Source organism: Paenibacillus sp. FSL R7-0652, assembly GCF_038595045.1.
GTDB lineage: Bacteria > Bacillota > Bacilli > Paenibacillales > Paenibacillaceae > Paenibacillus.
Genome location: NZ_CP152001.1, coordinates 6,484,676 through 6,507,730, shown reverse-complemented (window position 1 = coordinate 6,507,730; position 23,055 = coordinate 6,484,676). Strand labels below are relative to the sequence as shown.

Here is a 23,055-nt window from a genome sequence, read left to right as displayed (position 1 = left end):
AAATTGCGGAAAATTAAAAAGTGGGAACAGAAACCAAATTTGCTGTATGCTTATGATATAATGGTGGAAATAAAATCGAGATCTCTGGGTCAAGGAGGAAGCTCCTGTGAAGGTCATATTGGTTGATGATGAACGCCTCGCGTTGATTGGACTGCAAAAGTTGTTAGAGAAAGAAGTAAGTGACATTCAGATTACAGCTGCCTATAGGAATCCGATAGAAGTAATGCCTGGAGTCCTGCTGCATCGACCGGATGTCGTTTTTTTGGATATTCATATGCCAGAGATTGATGGAATCGAGTTGGGACGGCAGATTCAGGCTGCTGTACCCGGCACAGAGATTATTTTTGTCACCAGCTATGATCAGCATGCCGTTCATGCTTTTGAACTTCAAGCACTGGATTATGTGATGAAACCTGTGAAGAAGGAACGTCTGAAGCAGGCATTAAATCGTGTACAGGAGAGGCTTGGCGTAAGACGTGAGCAGCAAACAATCCCGAAGGAACCTTCCTTAATCTGCTGTTTTAATCAGATCCGGTTTAAACTCCCGGGTAAAAAGCCGCAGGTTGCCAAGTGGCGTACCAGCAAAGCTCAGGAATTGTTTGCGTACCTGCTGCATCACCGCAACCAGACCATTCATCGCAGTGTACTGCTGGAGCTGCTGTGGCCCGAATTGGAAGATGACAAAATTGTGCATCAACTGTATACCACCATGTATCATATCCGCCAAACACTGAAATCATGCGGGATGAACATGATCAAGATTCAGAGCGGGCATCTGGAGGCTGGATACCGATTGGAGCTTGGTGAGGCCAGGTTGGACTGTGAGCAGTGGGAGCAGAATATCCGGCAGTGGAAGACGGTAACTCCTGATTGTGTTCAGGAATATGAGCGTATCCTCCATCAATATGAGGGTACATATCTGGGACAATATGAGTACATGTGGGCCGAACCTGAGCGCGAAAGACTCCGTTATTTGTGGCTGTTCCACATGAAGCAGCTGAATTTGTACTATCAGAAACAAGGCTTGGACGAGAACGTAATTGAGAACACACGGCGTATGCAGCAGATCCTTCCGGATGAAGAGGAAAGTTACTTTATCCTGATGAAGATGTATGCGGAGATGAATCATAATCTGGGTGTGGAAGAACAGTATCGCCTCTTAACCGCCAGAATGGAGCAGGAATTGGATATTTCGATAAGTGAAGAAGTACGTGAATGGTACACGGACTGGAAATCTGGGTTGACCAGATCAAGGCTCCGTCACCGATGAACCTGCATTATAATCAACCTCTGAAGCGTTACCGGTATGTTCTGATCATGCTGGTCATCTTTGGTGTGCTGCTGGGCATGCGTTTGTCTTGGTTTTCTATGTTCCCTACTCTGGAAGGGCACCGTCCTGTGAATGGAGTGCTTGATTTGCGCGGGGTTAATCTGAACCAATCGCCAGTGATGAATCTGAACGGAGAATGGGAACTTTATTCGAGTGAGCTGCTTACGCATCAGGATTTTTTGAATAAAGCAAAAGAGCCCGCGGCTTCGATCGTTCAGGTTCCCGGAGACTGGAGAACTGCCGCCAGCATGGATCAGGACAGTTCATTTGGATATGCTACCTACCGATTGCGCATTTTGACGGATCCCCTTCAGACACCTGTCACCTTTTGGTTCAAAGACATCCGCAGTTCATCCGATGTTGAGATCAATGGGGAGAACGTGGGTGGTATGGGGCAGACAGCAGACCATGAAGATAACTATGTGCCTAGAAGCACTTCTTTTACAGCTGCCTACGATGGGGAAGGTTCAACTTCCATTGAACTGCTTATTCGTACATCCAATTATGACAGTCCTTATAAGGGAGGAATCAGCAAACCTGTTCAGTTTGGTTCGCAGGCCGCCGTTGACTACGTACGCTGGTATTCGATCGGTTTTCAACTGGCTATCTTTCTTGTGCTGATGCTGCACGGGATGTATGCCTGTATTTTGTATGCGTTCAATCCGCAGGAGCGAGCCCTGCTGGTCGCAGCGGTCCTTACGCTGTCCGTTGGCATTACAGTCATGGCTGGTCACGATAACATTTTAATGTTATGGCTTCCGATTAACTATACATGGGGAGTCAAGCTTCGGCTGATCTGTCTGATGCTGCAGAATGCTTGTATCCTGCTGCTGTTTCAGAGGTTGGCCCTGGTTCGTATTCGTAAAAAATGGCTCCAAATCTACACAGGCACAGCCTTGATCTATATTGCTGTCATTCTGGTTGTACCGATTAGCATGGTGTATATGCTGAATCAGTACTATCTCCTCAACCTGTTCTTTCTGATCTCAGGGATCTGGTTTCTATCCATTGTCGGTGCAATGATTTTTAGAACATCATCAGACCGGGATACGGTTTTCCTGCTTCTGACCGCCGGGGGAATTATATCAAATCTGTTATGGAGTGCAGCAGACACTTTCGGGGACGGAACGACCGTATATTATCCGCTCGATATCGTGTTTGCCATTACAGGCTTCTCCGCTTATTGGTTCAAGAAATATTTCAGAAATGCTCGTGAGAATATGGAACTGAACAAGGAACTGGAGAAGGGGGACAAGATCAAAGATCAGTTTCTGGCGAATACGTCGCATGAGCTGCGGACACCACTGCACGGAATCATCAATATAGCTCATAATGTCATTACCCGGGAAAAGAGCAAGCTTGATGCACGCAGTGTGGAGGATATGGAGCTGCTGATTACGATTGGGCGGCGAATGTCTCATCTGCTTGGAGACCTGCTGGATGTTGTTCGTCTTAAGGAGCACCGCATTACACTGCAGCCTTCTCCGCTATCAGTTCAATCACTCGTTCCTGGCATCATGACGATGCTTGGTTACATGGTCGAACGGACATCGGTTCAGCTGCAGATGGACATTGAGGAAGACTTTCCTCAGGTATTGGCGGATGAGAAGCGGCTTGTACAGATTATGTACAACCTGCTGCACAATGCGCTTAAACACACGGAGGAAGGTACGATTACGGTAAGTGCCGAGATGGGTGAGGGCTGCGTTCTGATTCATGTTGCCGATACAGGCACAGGTATGGATGAGGCGGCCCAAGGGCGAATCTTTCTGCCATATGAGCAGGGATTCTACGATGAACGGGACGGGCAGGGCATCGGGCTTGGATTGAGTATCTGCAAACAGCTCGTCGAGCTGCACGGCGGAACACTGTCTGTACGTTCTGTACCTGGGGAAGGTTCGGTGTTTAGCTTCAATTTGCCGCTGGCCCCGTCAACTATGCAAACAGAGCCGCAGTCACAGTCAACGTTGGAACCACAGCATCCTGCTGCGTGGGAGCAGGATGCCGCGATGCTGGAGGGAGCACTGAATGGCTTTTCGCTGCAGCATGCCGTCACGAAAAATGTGGAATCGGCTGCGGCCGAAGAAATGCCTCCGCTTTTAACCGAAGGAAAGTCATACATACTTGCTGTTGATGATGATCCGGTGAACCTGGAAGTGCTGGTCAGCAGCCTCTCCAATGAGCCCTGCCTGATCACAACTGCTCGTTCAGGGCAGGAAGCATTGAAGTTGTTAAATACACGGCAGTGGGATTTACTAATTACGGATGTAATGATGCCCAATATGTCGGGATATGAATTGACTCGGAAGGTACGTGAACAATTTTCCATGTCGGAGCTTCCGGTGCTGCTGCTGACGGCCCGAAGTCAGCCGCCGGATATCTATACCGGATTTGCCTCCGGGGCTAATGATTATATCACCAAGCCAGTAGATGCTGTCGAGCTTAAGTACCGGATACGTGCATTAACGATGCTGAACCAGTCTATCAAGGAGCGCCTGCGAATGGAAGCTGCATACCTGCAGGCACAGATTCAGCCGCATTTCTTGTTTAATACGCTGAATTCACTGATGGTTCTTAGCGATATCGATGCGGAACATATGCGCAAGCTCGGCGAAGCCTTCTCCTCTTATCTTCGGATCAGTTTTAACTATCTTAATACGAGGGAAGTTGTAGATTTATCCCATGAGCTGGAACTTGTTGAAGCGTACCTGTTTATTGAAAAGACACGTTTCGAAGATCGGCTTTCCGTTGTTTTGGACATCGATCCTGATCTCAAGTTGCGTCTGCCACCACTGTCGATTCAACCTTTGGTTGAGAATGCGGTTCAACACGGTTTGCTCAGCCGCAATGCGGGCGGAACGATATGTTTGACTATTAGTAAGCGTGAGGGCTGCACCCGGGTTGAGGTCAAGGATAATGGCAAAGGCATGGGGCCTGACCAGGTCGCCGCCTTACAGCAGTCTTCCTGGAACAGCAAAGCCGGGATTGGAATTGCAAACACCAACCGCAGATTACTCCAACGGTACGGCCGTGGATTGACGATCGTCAGTCAGCTGGGCAAGGGCACTATGGTATCTTTCGAGATTCCAGATCGTGCAGCCGATCAGGAGGACAGGAGAAGTGCATCATCTCCAAATTTTAATGATTTCTAATGTTTCTAGCGTATGTTAGTATATTTTACATTAGAAGCGCAGGCTCTGGCAGCCTGTGCTTCTAAACGCTGCTATAGTAGGTGGAACGAGATGCGCAATTGGGTCAAAAACGAGAACGTACAGATGATAGCCGTTGCTCTGGCTACAGCGGCAGGTGCACAGTTCAAAATTAATCCCTTTCGGGAGGATGATTTCCGAATTGGTCTGGGGGTCAGCATTCTTCTATTTCTGCTGATGATTATGCCGCATTTACCCTACGTGAAAACAGGGATTCTGACCGGGCTGGCAAGTATTACTCTCCAATCCGCTGATCTGATTCATCATGTTCACACCTTATCGGTATGGGACAGCATGCGGGATAACCTTGGGGCAGGTTTGTATTATGTGGTCTTTGCGTATGGGCTGAGCAAGATTAAATATCGTTTTCATGAAATTCCTCCGCTCCTGCTCGGCGGGATGATAACGGGGATTGATTTTTCTTCCAACTTCGTGGAGTTATTCGTGCGGGGCGTGCTGAGCGGGACCAATATTTTTTATATGCGTGAATGGCTGTATCTGCTTATTGTGGGCGGTCTGCGAAGTTACTTTGTGATTGGACTCTATAACAGTTTTGCAGTCAGGCAGATCAGGCTTCTGCATGCAGAACAGGAGAAGCGGATGGAACAGATGTTAAGTGTGAATTCAGGACTTTATGGCGAGGTCTTTTATCTGAAGAAAGCGATGAATACAATTGAGGGCATTACGGCAAACAGCTATGAGCTGTATCGTGATCTGCGAGATCGGGATATGAACGAATACAGCCAGCGAACGCTGGGGATTGCGCAGCAGATTCATGAGGTGAAGAAGGATTCACAGCGTATTCTGGCAGGATTGCTGAAGCTTTATGACAATGAAAACACCGTTAATATGAGTCTTTCGGAAGTGGTACATTTTGCGGGGAAGGCCAATCGGAAATACAGTGAGATGCTGCACAAACAGATCAAAATCGAGATTGAGCAGCAGTATGAAGGAGAATCACCTTACTATATTCCACTGCTCACGGTCATGAATAACCTGCTTGCGAATGCAGTCGAGGCCATTGAGCGTGAAGGTACGATTCAAGTAAAAGTATTTGAACAGGAGAACGATATTCACTTTGTGGTGATCGATTCGGGAAAAGGGGTACCTGACGCGAAGCGCGGGGTTATTTTTGAACCCGGTTATACGACCAAGTTCAATGAAGTTGGCATAGCCGCCACAGGTATCGGGCTGTCACATGTACGTGATATCGTGCAGTCGCTAGAAGGACAGATTCTGGTGAAGTCTGCTCCATTAGGGCATGGGACTGCATTCAATGTCATAATTCCCAGAGCCAGTCTAATGAAGGAACCGGGTGTCGAAAGCACTCTTGACCACGATCGTGGATGATCAAGTGCTGAGCCGCGGCATGGTCCATGACATCATCGATATGTGCGGAAACGGTACAAAGACTTAGAGCTTGCAGGCATGACTGAGGGTGGTCTGGAGGGCAGCCATCAATGGGATGGAAACAACGTAGGGCAAGTTCAAATGGGATTCTCGATGTGAAATGATCGAGAGTCCCTTTTTGTTTGGCAGCGTACCTGTTCAGGAACGGAGTACATCGGATAAAATGAACTTGAACAGGTTGATTTGCAGGGATTCTCGCTGCTGCGCCTAATAGATATAGGAGATCTGGAAGAAGAGAAATTCATCTATAGCGTCAATACATATTACGACCAGGGAGGACATCTTCTATGGAGCGAGCAACTCAGATGGATAAAGTCATCTTTCGAACACATTTGCTGCATGCGCTTGAAGAGATCCAAAGACGGGATCAGCTGCAGTACGAGGAGATTTATCTGCTCATCGATCCTGTTCACGAGCCAGGCACATCATTGAACGGTGCAGACGAAATGATGCGGCTGGTTGTACTGGCTCCCGACAATGTGGCACACCGGCAGTTCACTGTGGATGAGGCCGTCAATCTCTTATGCTGGCACGCACCACTGGTCCCTCTATGGATTGATGTATCCTTGGCAGCATCGGAACAGAAGAAGGCAGTATTCCAATTGAGATGCAGCCTGCGTCTGCGCAAACCGACACAGCTGTTTCATGCCGAGACAGGCCACGCCCCGTTCCGCATCGTATAGGCAATGAACAGGAGACATGTACTGTACTGATATATCATTCAAAAACGTTAATAGCGAGACACTCATCAGAATCAGAGCGGCGTGTTGCGTAACACGGATATTATAACAGGAGGTTTTACATATGAAGCCCAGCAGCAATGAAGAATTAGAGATCACTGCCATGTCGAAGGTGCCGTATATGAAAGTGCACGGCAGAACAACGGAAGACCGTTCACCCCTGACTTTATTTTGGACAGGCAGCGCGGTCGAACTTAACGTGCAGGGCTCAGAACTGTGGGTGGAAGTAGAGTCATCATATGATCAGCTTGAGCCCTGGATCAGCGTTATCATTAACGGTGTTCCGGTCAGCCGGCAGATGTTGGTGAGGGGCAGATTCTGGATCTGTATCTTCCGCGGCATGAACTCTGATGCAGTAAAAAATGTGCGTATTATTAAGGATGTACAGGCGATGAGTGTTGATCCGGGCTGCAGTCTGCAGTTTCATGCAGTGAAAACAAATGGCACCTTTCTACCGGTGGAAGAGAAGCGGCTTAAAATCGAATTTATTGGAGACAGCATCACTTCGGGTGAGGGAGCAATTGGCGCGAAGACGGAGGAGGACTGGGTCCCGATGTGGTTTAGTGCGCTGCACAACTATACGTTCATGACGGCTGAGGCGTTACACGCGGAGTACCGTGTCATCTCTCAGAGCGGTTGGGGCGTACTGAGCAGTTGGGACAACAACCCGCGCGGTAACATTCCAGAATATTATGAACAGGTCTGCGGCCTGCTGCAGGGTGAACAGAATAAACAACTTGGTACGCTGGAGCCGCATGAATTCAGCTCTTGGCAGCCGGACGTAATCGTGGTTAATCTCGGCAGTAATGATGATGGCGCATTTCATTCTCCAGCATGGACTGACCCGCTCACCGGACAGGTGTACAAGCAGCGTTTGAATGAAGATGGAACGTATCATGAAGAAGACTTGGCCAAGTTTGAGCAGGCTTCTGTACAATTTCTGATCCAACTGCGGAAAAATAATCCGCAAGCATATATCGTCTGGGCTTATGGCATGCTTGGAGCATCCATGCTGCCCGCGATATACCGTGCGGCTGACACATATAAAAGCCAAACAGCAGATCACCGGGTTTCCATCGTGCAGCTTCCCAATACAACCCTGGAAACGATAGGCGCAAGAACACATCCTGGTGACCTATCACATCGCAGAGCGGCTGATGTACTAACCGAATGGATTAAAGGAATTCTGAAATAAAATTATTTTGATGCGTGTCTCCATGATAATTTTAAGTCATGGGATAACGAAAGACCGTGCAGCGGGATGGTCAAGACCCCATTTAGTAGACATTATAAAAAGACCCTAGGCTGCAAACTGGCGTCGGTACTCTACCGGCGTCAGTTTTTTCAGTTTCCGTTGTGGCCGCTTTCGATTATAAAAACGAATATATTTTTCGATTTTGCTTTGTGCTTCGTTAAGCGTTCGGATATGATAAGGGTAGAGTCCTTCCGTTTTGAGATGCGAGAAGAAACTCTCCATCGAGGCATTGTCATAACAATTTCCTCGGCGAGACATGCTGATTCGGGCGCCAACCTTTGGCAGCATGTCGTGGTAAGCATGAGACGTGTACTGGAAACCCTGGTCGCTGTGAACGACGAGTCCGGTCACGTCTTTTTGCTTCGCAAACGCCTTACTGAATGTGCGGAGCACCAGTTCATTATCGTTGCGTTCGCCTATTTCGTAGGCCACAATTTCGTTATTAAACAGATCCTTTATAGCTGAAAGATATATCCAGCGCTCTCCCACACGATACTGGGTAATGTCCGTTACCCATTTCTGATTCGGTTTTTCTGCACTGAAGTCTCGCTTCAGGCAGTTCTCTGCTACTCGCTGCGCAGGTGCATACGGGCCACTGGAGCGTCGTTTACGACGAATCCTGGATTGAATACCGAGCATTTGCATCAGGCGGAGCACCTTTTTATGGTTCATCCAAGTCCCCTGATCTTGCCAAAGGAACAACTGGAGTTGTCGATAACCATATTTCCCTTCATATCGTTGATAGGTTTGAAGTACTTGGTTCATCGCCTTTGTATCGCGGTCAAATCGTTTACGTTTTATGTAGGCATAAAATCCACTCCGTGACACGCCAAATACATCACAAAGTTTCTGGATATCCCCGTATGCCGCTACTTTTTCTATGATCTGAAATCTTTCTTGTTTGCTTCCTCCTTCCAGATGACCAAGCACTTTTTTAGCAACGCATTCTCCCGTTTCAGTTTTTGGACATAACGGTCTTGGTCCAAGTATTCTTTACGTCGCCCTCGCTGATCCATCAGTCCAAACTCACCTTGTTCCCGATATTTTCTCATCCAGCGCTTCATTCGTCCTGGGTCATGAATTCCCAGATGCTCATTAATCTTTCGATAAGTCCAGCCCTCAACCGTGTGCAGACGAATAGCCTCATTTTTCAACGTCTCCGAATACGTTTTAAACTTTTGTCCCTTAATCGCCATAAAAAATACACCCCCTAGAATTTCATCGGTTAAACCCAGGGGTTTTTCCAATGTCTATTCTAAGGGGTGCACTTCAGGACGCTGTACGGTCTTCTTTTAGTTGTTTTATCGAAACTGATCATCTGTTAACCTGTAATGAAACCTCTGCTTGCAGGGCTGCGCTGCACCTCATAACGAATGGATATGATCTGTCCAAGTGTTTGAGTACGAACCATTTTGAGGAGCGCAGGTGAGGTACCTTTAGGAAATAAGGGGATTCCCTCGCCGAGCACCTTGGGTATGACCGCTACCTCAATTTCATCCAGCAGCTGTGTTTCCATCACGGATTGAACAAGCAGGCCGCCGCCTACAATCCATACATCTCCCTCGGAAGTCTCTTTGAGCCGGGGAATAAGTGTCTCCATATGCTCGGTTGTGAATTGTACATGCGGTGCAGGCGGATGCTCTGAGCGGGAAAGGACATAGGCTGGACGATCTGCGTAAAGGAATTCCTCTGATAAGGTAAGAACCTCCTCGTATGTGGAACGTCCCATAACAACGCTTCCTATTGTCTGATAAAATGCAGCATATCCGTTATCTCCGCCGTCACCTTCAACATCAAAAAGCCAGTCTACAGAACCGTCCAACCGGGCAATATATCCATCCAGGCTCATGGCAATGTAGAGAATTGTTTTTGAAGCATTCACTTGTACATCGCTCCCTTCCTTTGATACCTTTAGGATACCACTTAACTATGACATATCATGTCGTAGTTTGTGTGCTGGCTCAAAAATTAAAGGAAGGAATTGTACTACCACCAACAATGCACTATTTTCACTATAAGCAATGAATCAGCGGACACTACTCTGCAGCGGACTGTCTTTCAATTCATAGATTTTCTGCAGTGTTCGAGCATACTGCTCCTTTGCTTCCGCGGCTTCGGCATGGAGATACCCCTCTATAAGTCTGTATCCAAACACGATCAGAATCATCTCGTACACGCAGTGATCTGCAATGGATGGAGCATCAGCATACTCCGCAAAACCTTGGTAATACGCAGGAATACAGCGCTGATAGTACTCCACCATATGATCAATATCTGTTTCATCTGCGATCAGGCTGGCCAGATCCTCTCCAAGGTAACCCCATCCGGATGTATCCCAATCAATGAGCGCAATTTTCCCATCGGCATAAAATATATTGGTCACCCAGAAATCCCGGTGGTTCAGCACGACGGGCAGCTGCTCGATTCGGGCAAAGATGTTGTCCGAGTTCTCATCTATATCGATTAGCATTTGCCGGACATGCGGCGGGAAATCACAATTTTCGGAACGGATATAATCATACACAAGCGGCCAGGAGCGATAATAAAGATACGTGTTTTTCATCAGATCGACATGGCTCAAGTTGGTCAGATTCTGCAGCACGGCGGGCTGCTCCGCATACAGTTTGCCATGATAGCGACCTAACTCCAGCGCAGCCTGTTCATACATATCATCGGACAGCTCTAAACCAGTCACCCCATCGATGTATTCCAGCCACAGCTGATATCCAGTCTCTTCATCATTCATTTCTGCATAGTAGCAAACGGGCCAGCGAAAAGTATCCGAGAAGGTCGTTCCGAGATCAGACATGTAGAGATCATATTCTCGGCGCCAGGAGTCAGGGTCATTGTAACGTTCCCATTTCGACTGAATCTTCAGCACGATTTGATAGGGCAGGTTCTGACCATCAGCAGTTTCGGCAGTACCCGTAACCAGACTTACATTCCCTACTGTTCCGCCATGAAGCGTGATAGTGTCATATTCTACTGTGATTACATCTTGTTTAAAATATTGCTTTAACACCTGGTACAGCGTTTCCATCGTCATATTCATTGTTTGCGGCCTCCATTTTTCTTCGCTTGTTTACTCCACATGGCGTTTGTTTTATCTTTCGCTCTTTTGTCGATAAGATAGCTCGATCTGTGCTGCACAAACCTGTTCTCCTGCTGCTGCGATTGATACTGCTCCCATCGTTCACGGGTCAGCGAACCGCTGTTCAGTGCGGAGAGAACAGCGCAGCCAGGCTCGGTCTGGTGACGGCAGTCTGAGAATCGGCATTGGGAGAACAGCTCTTCGATATCAGTGAAGCTTGCGCTTATACCTTCTTCAGCATCAAATAGACCCAACTCGCGCATCCCGGGCGTATCAATAACCATCGCTCCGGAGGGCAGCATGAATAGTTGACGATGTGTTGTGGTATGTCTTCCCCGGCTGTCGCCTTCCCGAATTTCCTGAACTTTCATGACATGTTTTTCGAGTAACACATTGAGCAGTGAGGATTTGCCCACGCCGGACATACCGAGAAAAACAACCGTTTGACCAGGTATCAGATAATAAGCTAGTTCGTTCAGCCCCAGACCGGAATGACTGCTGATCACGTGAACAGGTACATCGGGTATGCTTTCTTGAACTGCTGCGAGCATGGGAAAATAATCTGCAGCAAGGTCTGCTTTGGTCAGAATAATGACCGGTTGACCACCGCTTTGTCTGGCTTGTGTCAGGTACCTCAAAATACGATTAAGGTTAAAGTCCTGGTTCAGCGAAGTAAGGATGAATACAGTATCGAAATTGGCGGCTACAACCTGTTCCAGTACCGTTTTGGCGTAGCCGGCAGCGTGGCCTGTGTAATCTGCACGTGAGAACTTGGAGCGGCGGGGGAGCACCTTAATGATCAGAGAATCACCGCTTTCGCTGTACCGCAGCAGGACAAAATCACCGACACACGGAAAATCAGTCCGCATATCCGCATGGTAATAAAACGAGCCTTTCAGTAGAGCTGTGACTTCACCTAGTTCAGTCATGACGGTGAAGCGCTCCCGCTGAGATTCTGTGATTCTGCCAGGCAATAACCCATCTAAATTCTCTTCTGTTTCTATATATCCATAAGCTTTCAAATTCATCATTGGTATACAATTAGCTCCTTTAAAGTTGTTTTTGGACGCAAAAATACCGCAGACAAGCAGCCTCTTAAGAAGCTGCTGTTCTGCGGCATCAGGATGCAAAAAAAGATACGACCTTCATCGTATCTTCAAAACAGCAATATTCACGAAAGGTTACTTTGGATGGCATAACAAATAATACGGGAGTTTTCCCGCCTTTTTCAGATATGCCAGCTATTCAGTTTTAAGAACGGACCACCATATCCATATAAGTAGCTGCCATTAAAAACCTCTCCCTTCGTGTAAGGAACTTGCTTATCACTAAGCTGTCTATACAATAACCTGTATTGGAAAATAATTCAATGTTTAATGATGCGGATTTTTATGAATTCCCTACGGTTACGTTCATCGACCCCTGTTTATTGATGATTTGATGAATCATAACGAGCAGCCGAACCGTAAGATCAGCCCGAAAGTTCAGCCGGTATCCACCTCGCACGCGGTCGACAAACCCAAGTTCAATGCATTCTGTAAGGATCTCATCCAGATGTATGGAGTCTGGAAGCTGCTCCCGCAGCATTTCTTCATCTACTGCATATTCAGGCTTCAGATCATCTATATCTCGCAATAAATGAAGTAAAACAAGGCGGACCTCATCAGACAGCAGGTTCAGCGGGAAGCCTGGCTCGCTGCGTAATGTCTCAACAGCTTCTTCCAAGAACGTCGGTGAGGCAATACAAACAAGGCGATCCTTAGCCCAGGCACCCAGCCCTGCTGGCCCAAGGTGAATATGTACAAGAGACGGATGCCCGTCTGAACGAACTGGCAGTGCAGATGCAGGTCCTTCGGTTAGTGTGATAAGCTGCCCAAGAAATTCAATCCGATCGGTTAATTCCAGCTGGTGGAACGTCTCGCGGATTTGAGGAATAAGCGACGTGAGTCCACCTTCGTGTCCCAATAAATAATCCGTCGAGCAGCCAAACGTTTCGGCTAACTTTACAATCAGTGGCAGATCGGGTAAGGAATCGCCATTCTCCCACTTGGACACTGCTTGTGCGGACACGGATAAATGCCTTCCTAACTCCTCCTGGGTCATACTGCTGGACCTCCGAAGCTTTGCAATTTTGGTGCTCATATGCTGAAGATTGTTCATTAGAGAAAACCTCCTTCGAAATGTTATCTATAGCATAACGTCTGTTTTTCATCTCGTGTATGGAGGTGTAGGTGACACTTCAACCAACCGTTGATATTTCTATATCTCTGGTTGAGTGATGACGGACTTATTTACTGTGTACTGTCTGCTGTCTCGTGTGTTTAAGAACGAGTGTAGATGATAAATTGCCCCTCGCTTGCAGATTCACTGCCTACCCAGCCTACGGGCATACCCTGATTTTTATATACTTCAAACATTGCTTCAAAATAAGGGTGCGGTTCCCTGCACAGCAGCCGGGCTTTGGCAATCTGATAGAGGTCGCCGCTGATTATATCTGCGAGAAGGTTAACGTACGCAGGCTGCAGGCTTAGTTCATCAGCCAGTCCAGCTATTCTTTTCTTCATGATGCCATAAAAGTCATGCGCTTCTTCGTACAGAATAAGTGCTCGTGCAAGAGTTCGCTCTTCCTCACTGGAGGCAGGCGGGATATCTCCGGATGCATCTGCGGTGATGTCCAGCAGAAAATAATAAGGCGGAGCTGCATCTTCATCCTGATAAAACAGCAGGGCTTCTTCTAGATTCGTAAACAGACCCGATTTCTCAGAACCTGCTCCATCTACCGTTGTGTTAGGTGCTGCTGAAGAATAAGGGCCCTTCAGCACATCGCCATGCTCAAGGTAATCAATAACCTCACGTACATCTGCTGGAAAGAGTTCTTTGCTGCTCATCGTTGGCTTCAGCTCCCGATATTTAGTGGTGAATGCTCTATATTTCTACATGGGTGTTGGAGGGCCCTGCTTGCATCTCAAACTTATCTCAGGGCCGATGCCCAGATGGGAATTCGTGAAACAGCCCCGATGTGCTACAATTTTCGTGAGACCTAATTTTATTACCTAAAGCGACATAGGTTAAGGTGGGATGATGATGAATCAACGCAGGCTGGCGATGATGCGCCTCATGGATTCCAGACATAAGTTCACGGCACGTGAATTGGCCGAACGGTTCGAGGTCTCGGTGCGAACGATCCAGCGAGATCTGGATGCGCTGCAGGCACTCGGATTTCCCTTATATACGGAGGTTGGAGTAAACGGGGGATACCGGGTGCTTCCAAACCGGATTTTGCCGCCCCTGCAGCTGACACAGCAGGAAGCACTGGGGCTGTTTATGATGCTTGAATATCTGCAGCAGGTTCCTGATTTTCCGTATGGTTCGGTTCGGGAGCATCTGGCGGAGCAGTACTTCTCCACGCTGCCTTCGGATGTACAGGACCGGATTGCAGGGATGAGAGATCATATTGCATTTATGCAGCATCCAGGTGATCATAGCGAGTTCTTAACATCCGAGCTGTTAACGGCTGCTGTTGAGAAGAAAGGCATTGTATTTATGTATCATGCTAGAAGCGGCTGGAAAAAGGTGAGTGTGTATCCTCTGGGTATCTATTATGAACAGGGATATTGGTACATGCCTGCGCGAAATAATGACCGAGTATTGCTGTACCGCGTGGACCGAATGAAGCAGCTTACCGTGCTCGATCAGACGGATGAATCACTGCCTACGCTAAAGGCATGGCTGAAACAGGCAGCGGATCAGGAGGCGGAAGCAGTTGTTCTGCGATTCACCGAATTCGGTGTTAGAATAGCGGCGTCGGATGTGCTGTTCAGAGCGGTGTCCCATCAGGAGTGGCGCGGAATGGTACCTCGAACAGAGTTTGCCTTTACGGCGCGCAGATTGCTTTCTTATGGTCCCGAGGTGGAAGTGGTGTCTCCGCCAGAGCTGCGGGAACAAGTCCGCAATATGCTGCGGCAAAGTTTACACCAGTATCAAGAAGAATAAAGGATTTCGGCTGTTTATGGGGAAATTATGATTAATGAAAGGGGGGCTACCATGATTCGATTCATAATAAATTTGACGACCCGCTCTATGCAGAGTCTACACGAGGACAACGGCGGTTGTTTGCATAGAGCCAGATTCACTTTTCCGCCATCAATGACGTACTAACGTCAGAAGTTTCTCGTACGGCTCTGCTGCCTTAAAGATTACATTTTTTAAGGAGCGGAGTACGATGAAATATGTTAATGCTGATACTATCCTTCCGGAAGAATTGCTGAGAGAAATACAGCGTCATCTTCCCGGCGGATTAATCTACATCCCGAAGCCCAAGGATACCCACAAGAAATGGGGAGAGAAGTCAGGCGGTCGACAGTTGATTCGGTCGCGAAACAACGAGATTCGCGGGCTTCATCGTGAAGGAATCACGATTGATCAGCTTGCAGCACGTTTTTGTTTATCGATCGACAGCATCAAGAAGATCGTATATTGCAAAGATAAACGGTAAAAGGATAAACAAGTAAGTCACATTCGCTCCCTGGATGTGGCTTTTTGGTGTGCATCCATCGATGGGCCAAAACCATCTTTCGGTTCTCAAATACTAAGTTGGTCAATTAGATCGGCGGGTGCTTATCTCTAAGCTGCCCTATTTCAAGGTCATCCAAAAATTGGACTTATCATTGTGATTATTGGATAATTTAAAGTAATTTGGAGATGAAGGGGGACTTATTTATGGTGCGGAGTTCAGGTTCCATGCTGGCTGTGCTGATCCTTATATCCATCCTCATAATTGGCTGTACCTCAACTGAAACAGCAGAACCTTCCAACCAGACCCCTCCGCCAGTCATGGAGAAACTGAATGATGCTGGCGGGGACAAAGCTGGAGTTGAGGAGCAGCAGCAGGCCTTGGAAATGTCGCTTGATTATAAAACCAAAGAGCTTACGGTGGACGGCAAAGATTATGAAGATACATTAACACCAGAAGGGTTATCAGCCAAAGCGGAATCAATGAGATTATTTCTGACCTCCAGAAATTACGAGTCGTACATAATAAATCGCTATATTAGTTTGCCGCTTCACGCAGCAAGTATCGAAAAAGCGAAGCTGCACCCTGAGAACATACAGGCCAAGATTAAAGATCACAAAAGTGACTGGATCCTTGTAGAATATACACTTGATCTGAAATTTACAGATCAGAAAGGTAAAGAGTACAAGTCCATCCCACTCTCAGGCGATATCACCTTTTTGCAGGATGAGGGAGCATGGCGTATTCAGGATGATACGTACAATATGAAGCCCTTCACAGACATCATTAATAATGCGTTATAATGCGTGCTGTGTAATGTGGAGTTTCTGCATCAAGTCGCCTTTTTGGGACTGGAAATTATGCTTTAATGATCGTGGCATCCGGGGTTTGGATGCGGAAGCAGAAATTGGTGTGAACAGCTGATCAGCATAATCTTGAGCTGAGAAATATGGTCTCAAGCTGAGAAGGCCTCCAATCAGGCGAGTATCACCTGATATAGAGGCTCTTTTCACAGCTATGGTTGGGCCCTTGTCATAAAAATGGGCAGCGTGTGCGGAGAAGTGTAGACGCATTGTATAACATACGGTTTCTATTTGTTTAGGCAACTTAGAAATTCATTCGTGCAAACGTTGCATCACCCTTTGTTGTCGCGCTGCTGGCGGCGTTCACAACATCGAGCTGCAGCACATAATCATAATGCCGAATGTACATTCCAGGCTGGCTGTACGACTGCAGAGAGATTTTGGAGCTGTCGGCCCAGCCGGGGCTGATCAGGAATGTGGCATCTCCTTTGTAAGCGTTGGTATTGGTGAAAGCTTCAAGCACGACATGGTTACTGGCGTCGCGTTTCAGGAAATAACCTGGGTAATTGATCGACTCCAGGGATATACCTATAGAGCTTGCGAGACCCGGTACAGTGCGGAACTGTGCATCTGCAGCAGGCGAAACATTGGCATCAATACGAGCGATATAGTTAGCGTGACGGATTGTTCGATCCGGTACATTGTGTGAAGTGAACTGGCTGTAACCTGCAGCTTCCGGGGTGGATGGACCCAGCATTTTGACTTCATGCAGCGTTGGCGTGTACCAGTTCCCCGGATTGTTCCACAAGACAGCATTGACCATGTTGATTCGCACATAACGGGCGGTGAAATGTACTGCATCTGTGGTAAAGCCATAGGTCAGATTGTTAGTGCGGTCCAAGGTGGAATAATTTACGCCATCGTTACTAATCTCGATTTTATATTTGTAATATCCCTCTGAGCCTTTATACATAAACCACGAAATATCAATCTCCGTAATGGTCTTCGGTGCACCAAAATCAACCTGCCACCACGCAGGCCAGCTGTTGGAGGAAGCCGCCCATGAGGTCTGGTAGCTGCCATCATTGGCAAGAGAAGCAGATGAACCGGAAGCGGTGGAACTGGCGGAAGCTGACTTGCCCTGAGCATGATTGACAAGTGCAGGCAGCGTGACCTGACCGGTAGATGCATCTATACTCCATGTCGTATGCCATTCCAGTGAGGCTGTTCCATTAGCATCATTTAATGTGAGCGGCAGCCAGATATGCTTGTGTTCGCCTAGATTCATTGGATTCCAGCGATCAGCCATATAAATATAAGAGGTGGTGCTGCTCCCCTGAATCGTGGCAATATCATGGATCTGTGAGCCGAAGGCAGAAGGATTGCCATAAGGCGTAAGCGGCGACCATGGTCCGGTCATCGATGTGGCCACAGCGTATGCACCCTGATTTGGATACCAGCCTGCAGCCTGGGAAGTGAAGAGGTAATAGCGGTTTCCTTTTTTCACAACGGCAGGGGCCTCACGGTACGCATTCTCGAACAGCCATCCTTCAAAGGACTGTATCCCCGTATAACTCGAATTCATTTTAAAAATAGCCATCGTATCATTGGCACCCCCATTTTTACGGGAGGCTGTCACCAGATACCCTGTACCGTCCGTGTCCACAAAAACGGTCATGTCACGAGATTCATGATCAAGTGGACGAAAGCTGCCTTCATATGTGAATTTACCATTCGGTGTATTACTTGTGGCTACGGCAACGCGCCCCAGATTGTAATCTGTACCGTTCTCATAGTGTGCCCAGAGCACATACTGCCCTGTCGATGCATTGTAGATGACTTTAGGACGTTCAATCTTGCTGGAGGCCAGTTCGGTCGCGGAGTCTTTGGTCAGGATGGCGTTGCTGAAGGTCCAGTTTTTCAGATCTGTCGAGGTGTAGACGTTCACACTGTCAAACTTGCCCCCCACTGCGTGCTCTCCATACAGATAATACGTGGAGCCTACCTGCAGGATGTTACCGCTGTTCGCATGGATGGGGTTTCCGGCTGTATCAAGCCAATCGGTACCATTGGTAATCGTTACACCCGCCGCACTGGTTCGTTCAGGATGCAGACCAAACAAGGTTAATGTCAGTGTAAAAACCAGAAACCAGACCATCTTTTGTTTTCCCACCACGAACACCTCCATAGAGATTGGAAATAAATATAGCGCTTTCATTTATATTCTAGTTGATTTACAATCTTTGGCAAGTGAACATTTTGATGAGAGATGAACAAAGCAGCAGGCCAGAAGGCAAGAGCAGCAAGAGCGAGGACCCGAATGCAAATGAAGCGGAAATGAAGCCAAGGTAGATCGGATGGCGTATACTTCTGTTAGCGTGTTTTTATTTCAAAATAAATCTGGTACAGGGTGCGGGAGGGCTGGTTGTTATGTTGAATCCCTTGTGGTGTGAGGTAAATTCAATAGAGGACTACTTATCAACGATCGAGAGGCTTCCTTACGGGAAGGACGGGTACTATTTTCGCGGAGAAAACGGGCGTTTTGCCTGTCAGAATTCCTGTTTATTGCGCCACACTTTCTCTCGATTACTTCGCGGTAACCCGCAATACTATGCCAATGTCGTGAATGATTATATGCACGATATGGCGGATGAAGCGGGTGTATGGGAACAGGAGCATGTACTGGCATGGTGTCATCAGGAGGGCCAGCCAACGAACCTGCTGGAGCTGACAACCTCTCCGCTGCAGGCTTTATTCTATGCCAGCTTGTATCGAACGAGTGGAAGCCTGAAGCGAGGCCAGGAGATATATGTATATGGATATGCGAAGACGAATACGGTAGATGCAACCCCTTTGATCCTTGAAAATACAAAAATGTCTTCAACCCGTTATAACCTGCTTGAAGATATGAACGATGATCCCCGGTGGAACCGCATGGTTTGGAGTACCGATACCGACAAAGCTATTCCCAAAGAATCACTGCCGGATTTATCCCAATTCCCCTACTTGACCTATGATGTGCCACCCAGAAATAGAAACTCGCATCAACCGAGCAGTCTGTATTTCTATCAATTGTTCCAGCTGCAGTCTGCATCGGACTCTGAATTGCCCTATGACCTCATAATGCAGCGATATACGCCCGCAGTAGTCTTTAAGGTGACTGAAGCCGATCGGATTCGGCGGGAGCTCCAGCTTCGCTCAGAGGATATACGGATGTGATCTACGTATGCTGAACGAATTGACCCTGCCGAATATGAGAGCAACATTGTGTATGTCGTCTCATGATATAACTGTCCTGTGCCCGTGACGGGTGCTACTTAATTCAGTAGGGGGATAACGTATGAACGAGACATGCAGAAGACTGGAAGGACAATTGGCTCTGGTCACAGGAGCGAGCAGAGGCATTGGACGCAGTATTGCAATCCGTTTGGCACAGGAGGGCGCATATGTGCTTGTGCACTTCGGGACGCGGCAAGCCGAAGCGGAGCAGGTTGTGCGGCATATTACAGATCATGGTGGACAGGCCCAAGCCATTGGAGCTGATTTACGCACGCTGGGTGGCATTCATGAATTATTTTCCAAGGTTGATGATGCTATTCGGAAGCATGGACGTGACGACAGGCTGGACATTCTGGTAAATAACGCGGGGATCGGGCAGATTCTCGATCTGGAGCAGACGACAGAGGCTTCCTTCGACGAAGTGATGAACATAAATGTAAAAGCTCCCCTGTTTGTAACGCAGCAGGCAGTCCCGCGCCTGCGGGATGGAGGGCGAATCATTAATATTTCTTCTTTTGTTACACGGGTGGCTTCTCCAGGGGTATTTGCCTATAGCATGACGAAGGGAGCGGTGGATACCTTCACAAAGCTGCTGGCAAAAGAGCTGGGAAGTCGCCAGATTACGGTCAATGCAATCCAGCCGGGCATTATTAATACCGAGATGAATGCAGGAACACTCACGAACTCGCAAGGACAGGCATATGCAGCAGGCTTGTCTGTTCTGAACCGCTGGGGAGAGCCAGAGGATGTTGCAGATGTGGCTGCATTTCTTGCTTCAGCGGACAGCCGCTGGGTTACCGGGCAGTGTCTTGATGCCAGCGGGGGATCACACCTGTAACATGTGAAGTGTAAGCAAGGATTAGAGAAGGGACCTATCTAGGAGAATTACATTGTAATCGTGGGGCATGCTGTTCGGATGTTCTTCCGGAATAGCACGTAAGAAAAAAGGTGAAATTGCATTGATTATTCAATAACTGTGGCAACAAAAGATCCCCTCTGATTCCATAGTGATGGAGGAGGGGATTTATTCAGCATTCTTGATAATGAATGTACTTGCTTATGAGTATCGCAGGTGCAGACGCTAAGCTAGGTGCGCTAGATAAGTTGGAAACATTCATTTACACGTTAACGGAGAGGACAGAAAAAACCTGGAGAAGCGTAGCGGTCGCCTTTATCACCGGATTTTCCCCTTTGGAAGGGAATCAAAAAAATCTGGGGATAACAGCGATGGGAAGGTTATTCTGTCATCGGAGTGGAAGGTGTAAAACCTTTAGTTCAACTTATATAAATGCGAACACTCAACGATTAGCTGGACGTTATTTGGATGTGTTCAAGAGGGCGTTCTCAATGAATTGCAGCTGCGCCTCCAGAGAGATCGGGTCATTATAGAATGAGCCATCTGCGTTGATGAAATAGACGTGTTTGTTTTTTACAGCAGGAAGTGCCTTCCAGACATTGCTTTCGTATACCACATCAGGGTTACCGTCATCCCATCCCCAGTTGCTTGTGAAAATAAAGTCTCCGGCATATTCAGGCAGCTGCTCCAAGGACAGGCTTGCACCTGCACCTTCCCCGTCAATCAGTTCCTTCTGGATCAGGGAGGGGGCTTTCAGGCCGAATTCTCCATATAGAATCTCCCCGCCTCGTGCACCTTTGTTCCCCCACGCGTAGATTCCTTTGGCATAGGGCTGAAGGATAGATACCGTCTGATCGCCAACGACCGCTTGAATCTGTGGTTTAACTTTGGCAATTTTGGCATTCCACTGGTCTATCCAAGCCTGGGCTTCCTTATCTTTGCCCGTCAGCTTACCGAATTCCAGCAATAATTTCTGGGGATTCGCCGCACCATATTTCAGACTCACGACAGGAGCAATCTGGGACAAGGCTTCATACTGGTTGTCCACCAGATAGTCATACGTGATGATCAGATCGGGTTCCAGATTTAGTATGGCTTCCGCATTACTACCTTCCCCCAGATCGACAATGCCTTCCAGCATGCCTTTATGATAAGGATTTCGCATCGCATCATATGTCGATGCTACCGGCTTGACCCCCAGCACCAGTAAATTACCGATGGCACTGCCCGTCAGATCGACAATTCGCTGTGGATGGGCGGGAATGGTGATCGTTCCTCTGCTATCGGTATAGGTCTGAGTCGCTGTTGTGGCTGTCTCGGCTGCTGGAGCCGGCTTTTGTTGAGATATGCCGGATTCTGCTGTTGTACCTGTTCCGGCGTTGTTCGTGGTAGTTGGTCCGCCGGCACATGCCGAGAGAATCATGGTGAAGCACAAGAGCAATGCCGCTGTGGCGATGGATGATGATCGTTTTGTCTTAACCATGGATAAACCTCCGCTTGGATGTAAATGAGAATCGTAATCAATGAAACTATAGCATTGGGTTCCAGTGGCAACAAGGGCAGATCGGGTACGCACCTTGGGCAAATCCGGTATGAAGCTTCCGTTCTGAGCAATAACTGCCCGGTACTGGGTGGGAGTTACGCCATATACTTTTTTGAAACTGCGGCTCAACGTATGGGCATCTGGGTATCCGACGAGTTCAGCGATCTCCTGAAGTGGCGTGTCTGCGTGTGTTAGCATTCGGGCAGCCTGTTGTATGCGAATAATTGCTAGAAGCCGGATGGGGCTTTCCTTTACACGAGATTTGAACAGTTTGGTCAGATAGCTGATGCTGCAATCGAACAGGTCTGCCAGAGATTGCAGCGTGATGGGTTCCATGTAATGCTGTTCCATATAATGTATCACTTGGGCTGGCAGATCAGGAGGGACGGGGTTGATACCTTGCTGCTTCATCTGTGAGAGAAGGGCGTGAACAAACGAATAGAACAGCGCTCGTGCCTGTAACTGATGGAGTCTGTCCTGTATCGTCCAGTGCTCATACATATCTTCCAGCTTGCGCAGTAGCGAAATGGGATATTCCGGGAGGAACGCACACTGATGCAGGAAGGGACTATCGGGCAGCGGTCGTTTCTTCAGAGGATGAGAAGCGGGTAACATTAGAATAGCTCTGTACAGAATTAAATAATATTCAAACCGCTCTTCTGCGGTAATATTTAATAAAGCTCCCCGGCCTCCTTGAAGGACATGGAATCGTCTCAGAGTATACACGTTGTGGTCTAGCTGTAATGTGGCATGACCATCCAGCACATATACAAATGCATGTGCCGGGAGTTGATAACGTTGCAGGTTCTCTCCTGGCTCCAGCACGGCAAGCCGAATATCCATGACCTGGATTGAAGCATAATTCCACCAATAGATGTGATCGTCTAGTGTAAGGGTCATCTGTACCATCCTCCTACCATGAGGGCATTTCTTATATTATATTGATAATGATTCTCAACGTAAAGAGCAGACAAGGGATAACGGGCCACTGGAGACCTGTTATCCCTTGCTCTATAACTGGTTGAT

The 23,055-nt window shown here is 47.8% G+C and carries 19 protein-coding genes; 10 read left to right on the top strand and 9 right to left on the bottom strand.

What is annotated here, in order from left to right; all coding sequences use genetic code 11:
• The first annotated feature begins 106 nt into the window (after positions 1-106).
• The 5 genes from MKY97_RS28345 to MKY97_RS28325 all read left to right on the top strand — a co-directional run bounded on the left by MKY97_RS28345 (position 107) and on the right by MKY97_RS28325 (position 7,884).
• Positions 107-1,270 (top strand): response regulator, encoded by a 1,164-nt coding sequence (locus tag MKY97_RS28345; RefSeq protein ID WP_342553467.1) that lies wholly within the window; start codon positions 107-109, stop codon positions 1,268-1,270.
• Positions 1,216-4,482 carry an ATP-binding protein gene (locus MKY97_RS28340; RefSeq protein WP_342553466.1) on the top strand — a complete coding sequence of 1,089 codons (3,267 nt, stop codon included), beginning with the start codon at positions 1,216-1,218 and terminating at the stop codon, positions 4,480-4,482. The genes MKY97_RS28345 and MKY97_RS28340 overlap by 55 nt, the downstream gene beginning before the upstream one ends.
• 90 nt (positions 4,483-4,572) lie before the next feature.
• Entirely contained in the window at positions 4,573-5,889 is a 1,317-nt protein-coding gene (locus MKY97_RS28335; protein ID WP_342553465.1) for an ATP-binding protein, read from the top strand.
• Between the two features lie 347 nt (positions 5,890-6,236).
• A complete protein-coding gene (locus MKY97_RS28330) occupies positions 6,237-6,632 on the top strand; it encodes a hypothetical protein (protein WP_342553464.1) in 396 nt (131 codons plus the stop codon).
• 121 nt (positions 6,633-6,753) lie between these two features.
• On the top strand, positions 6,754-7,884 hold the full coding sequence (locus tag MKY97_RS28325; protein WP_342553463.1) for an SGNH/GDSL hydrolase family protein: 1,131 nt from the start codon (positions 6,754-6,756) through the stop codon (positions 7,882-7,884).
• A 105-nt stretch (positions 7,885-7,989) separates the two neighbouring features.
• Here the strand turns inward: MKY97_RS28325 and MKY97_RS28320 are convergent, their stop codons facing one another.
• From MKY97_RS28320 to MKY97_RS28290, 7 genes are all read right to left on the bottom strand, one after another.
• Positions 7,990-8,874 carry an IS3 family transposase gene (locus tag MKY97_RS28320; RefSeq protein ID WP_342553462.1) on the bottom strand — a complete coding sequence of 295 codons (885 nt, stop codon included), beginning with the start codon at positions 8,872-8,874 and terminating at the stop codon, positions 7,990-7,992.
• Positions 8,823-9,140, bottom strand: coding sequence for a transposase (locus MKY97_RS28315; RefSeq protein ID WP_342553461.1), 318 nt, complete (start codon positions 9,138-9,140; stop codon positions 8,823-8,825). Before MKY97_RS28315 ends, MKY97_RS28320 begins: the two co-directional genes overlap by 52 nt.
• Positions 9,141-9,265: 125 nt before the next feature.
• Positions 9,266-9,826: a dihydrofolate reductase family protein gene (locus MKY97_RS28310; protein WP_342553460.1), complete on the bottom strand. Its 561-nt coding sequence runs from the start codon at positions 9,824-9,826 to the stop codon at positions 9,266-9,268.
• Positions 9,827-9,970: 144 nt separating this feature from the next.
• Positions 9,971-10,996, bottom strand: coding sequence for a phosphotransferase (locus MKY97_RS28305; protein WP_342553459.1), 1,026 nt, complete (start codon positions 10,994-10,996; stop codon positions 9,971-9,973).
• Positions 10,993-12,066, bottom strand: coding sequence for a ribosome small subunit-dependent GTPase A (gene rsgA, locus MKY97_RS28300; protein ID WP_342553458.1), 1,074 nt, complete (start codon positions 12,064-12,066; stop codon positions 10,993-10,995). Before rsgA ends, MKY97_RS28305 begins: the two co-directional genes overlap by 4 nt.
• 358 nt (positions 12,067-12,424) lie before the next feature.
• Complete coding sequence (locus MKY97_RS28295) at positions 12,425-13,195, bottom strand: helix-turn-helix transcriptional regulator (protein ID WP_342553457.1); 771 nt, start codon at positions 13,193-13,195, stop codon at positions 12,425-12,427.
• A gap of 161 nt (positions 13,196-13,356) precedes the next feature.
• Positions 13,357-13,923 (bottom strand): hypothetical protein, encoded by a 567-nt coding sequence (locus tag MKY97_RS28290; RefSeq protein ID WP_342553456.1) that lies wholly within the window; start codon positions 13,921-13,923, stop codon positions 13,357-13,359.
• A 190-nt stretch (positions 13,924-14,113) separates the two neighbouring features.
• Here MKY97_RS28290 and MKY97_RS28285 point away from each other — a divergent pair, with 190 nt between their 5' ends.
• The 3 genes from MKY97_RS28285 (at position 14,114) to MKY97_RS28275 (ending at position 16,351) form a co-directional block, all read left to right on the top strand.
• Positions 14,114-15,028 (top strand): YafY family protein, encoded by a 915-nt coding sequence (locus MKY97_RS28285; protein ID WP_342553455.1) that lies wholly within the window; start codon positions 14,114-14,116, stop codon positions 15,026-15,028.
• A 229-nt stretch (positions 15,029-15,257) separates the two neighbouring features.
• Entirely contained in the window at positions 15,258-15,530 is a 273-nt protein-coding gene (locus tag MKY97_RS28280; protein WP_342553454.1) for a CD3324 family protein, read from the top strand.
• Between the two features lie 224 nt (positions 15,531-15,754).
• Entirely contained in the window at positions 15,755-16,351 is a 597-nt protein-coding gene (locus tag MKY97_RS28275) for a hypothetical protein (RefSeq protein ID WP_342553453.1), read from the top strand.
• Positions 16,352-16,655: 304 nt separating this feature from the next.
• Here the strand turns inward: MKY97_RS28275 and MKY97_RS28270 are convergent, their stop codons facing one another.
• On the bottom strand, positions 16,656-18,524 hold the full coding sequence (locus MKY97_RS28270; protein ID WP_342553452.1) for an AbfB domain-containing protein: 1,869 nt from the start codon (positions 18,522-18,524) through the stop codon (positions 16,656-16,658).
• A 257-nt stretch (positions 18,525-18,781) separates the two neighbouring features.
• On the opposite strand from MKY97_RS28270, the gene MKY97_RS28265 reads away from it, so the two are divergent.
• Together MKY97_RS28265 and MKY97_RS28260 are read left to right on the top strand one after the other, a co-directional pair.
• Positions 18,782-19,570 carry a hypothetical protein gene (locus MKY97_RS28265; protein WP_342553451.1) on the top strand — a complete coding sequence of 263 codons (789 nt, stop codon included), beginning with the start codon at positions 18,782-18,784 and terminating at the stop codon, positions 19,568-19,570.
• A gap of 121 nt (positions 19,571-19,691) precedes the next feature.
• The gene (locus MKY97_RS28260) at positions 19,692-20,468 is read left to right on the top strand and encodes an SDR family oxidoreductase (RefSeq protein ID WP_342553450.1); all 777 of its coding nucleotides are present in this window, start codon (positions 19,692-19,694) and stop codon (positions 20,466-20,468) included.
• A gap of 478 nt (positions 20,469-20,946) precedes the next feature.
• On the opposite strand, the gene MKY97_RS28255 is transcribed toward MKY97_RS28260, so the two are convergent.
• Complete coding sequence (locus MKY97_RS28255; RefSeq protein WP_342553449.1) at positions 20,947-22,929, bottom strand: ABC transporter substrate-binding protein; 1,983 nt, start codon at positions 22,927-22,929, stop codon at positions 20,947-20,949.
• Positions 22,930-23,055 lie beyond the last annotated feature (126 nt).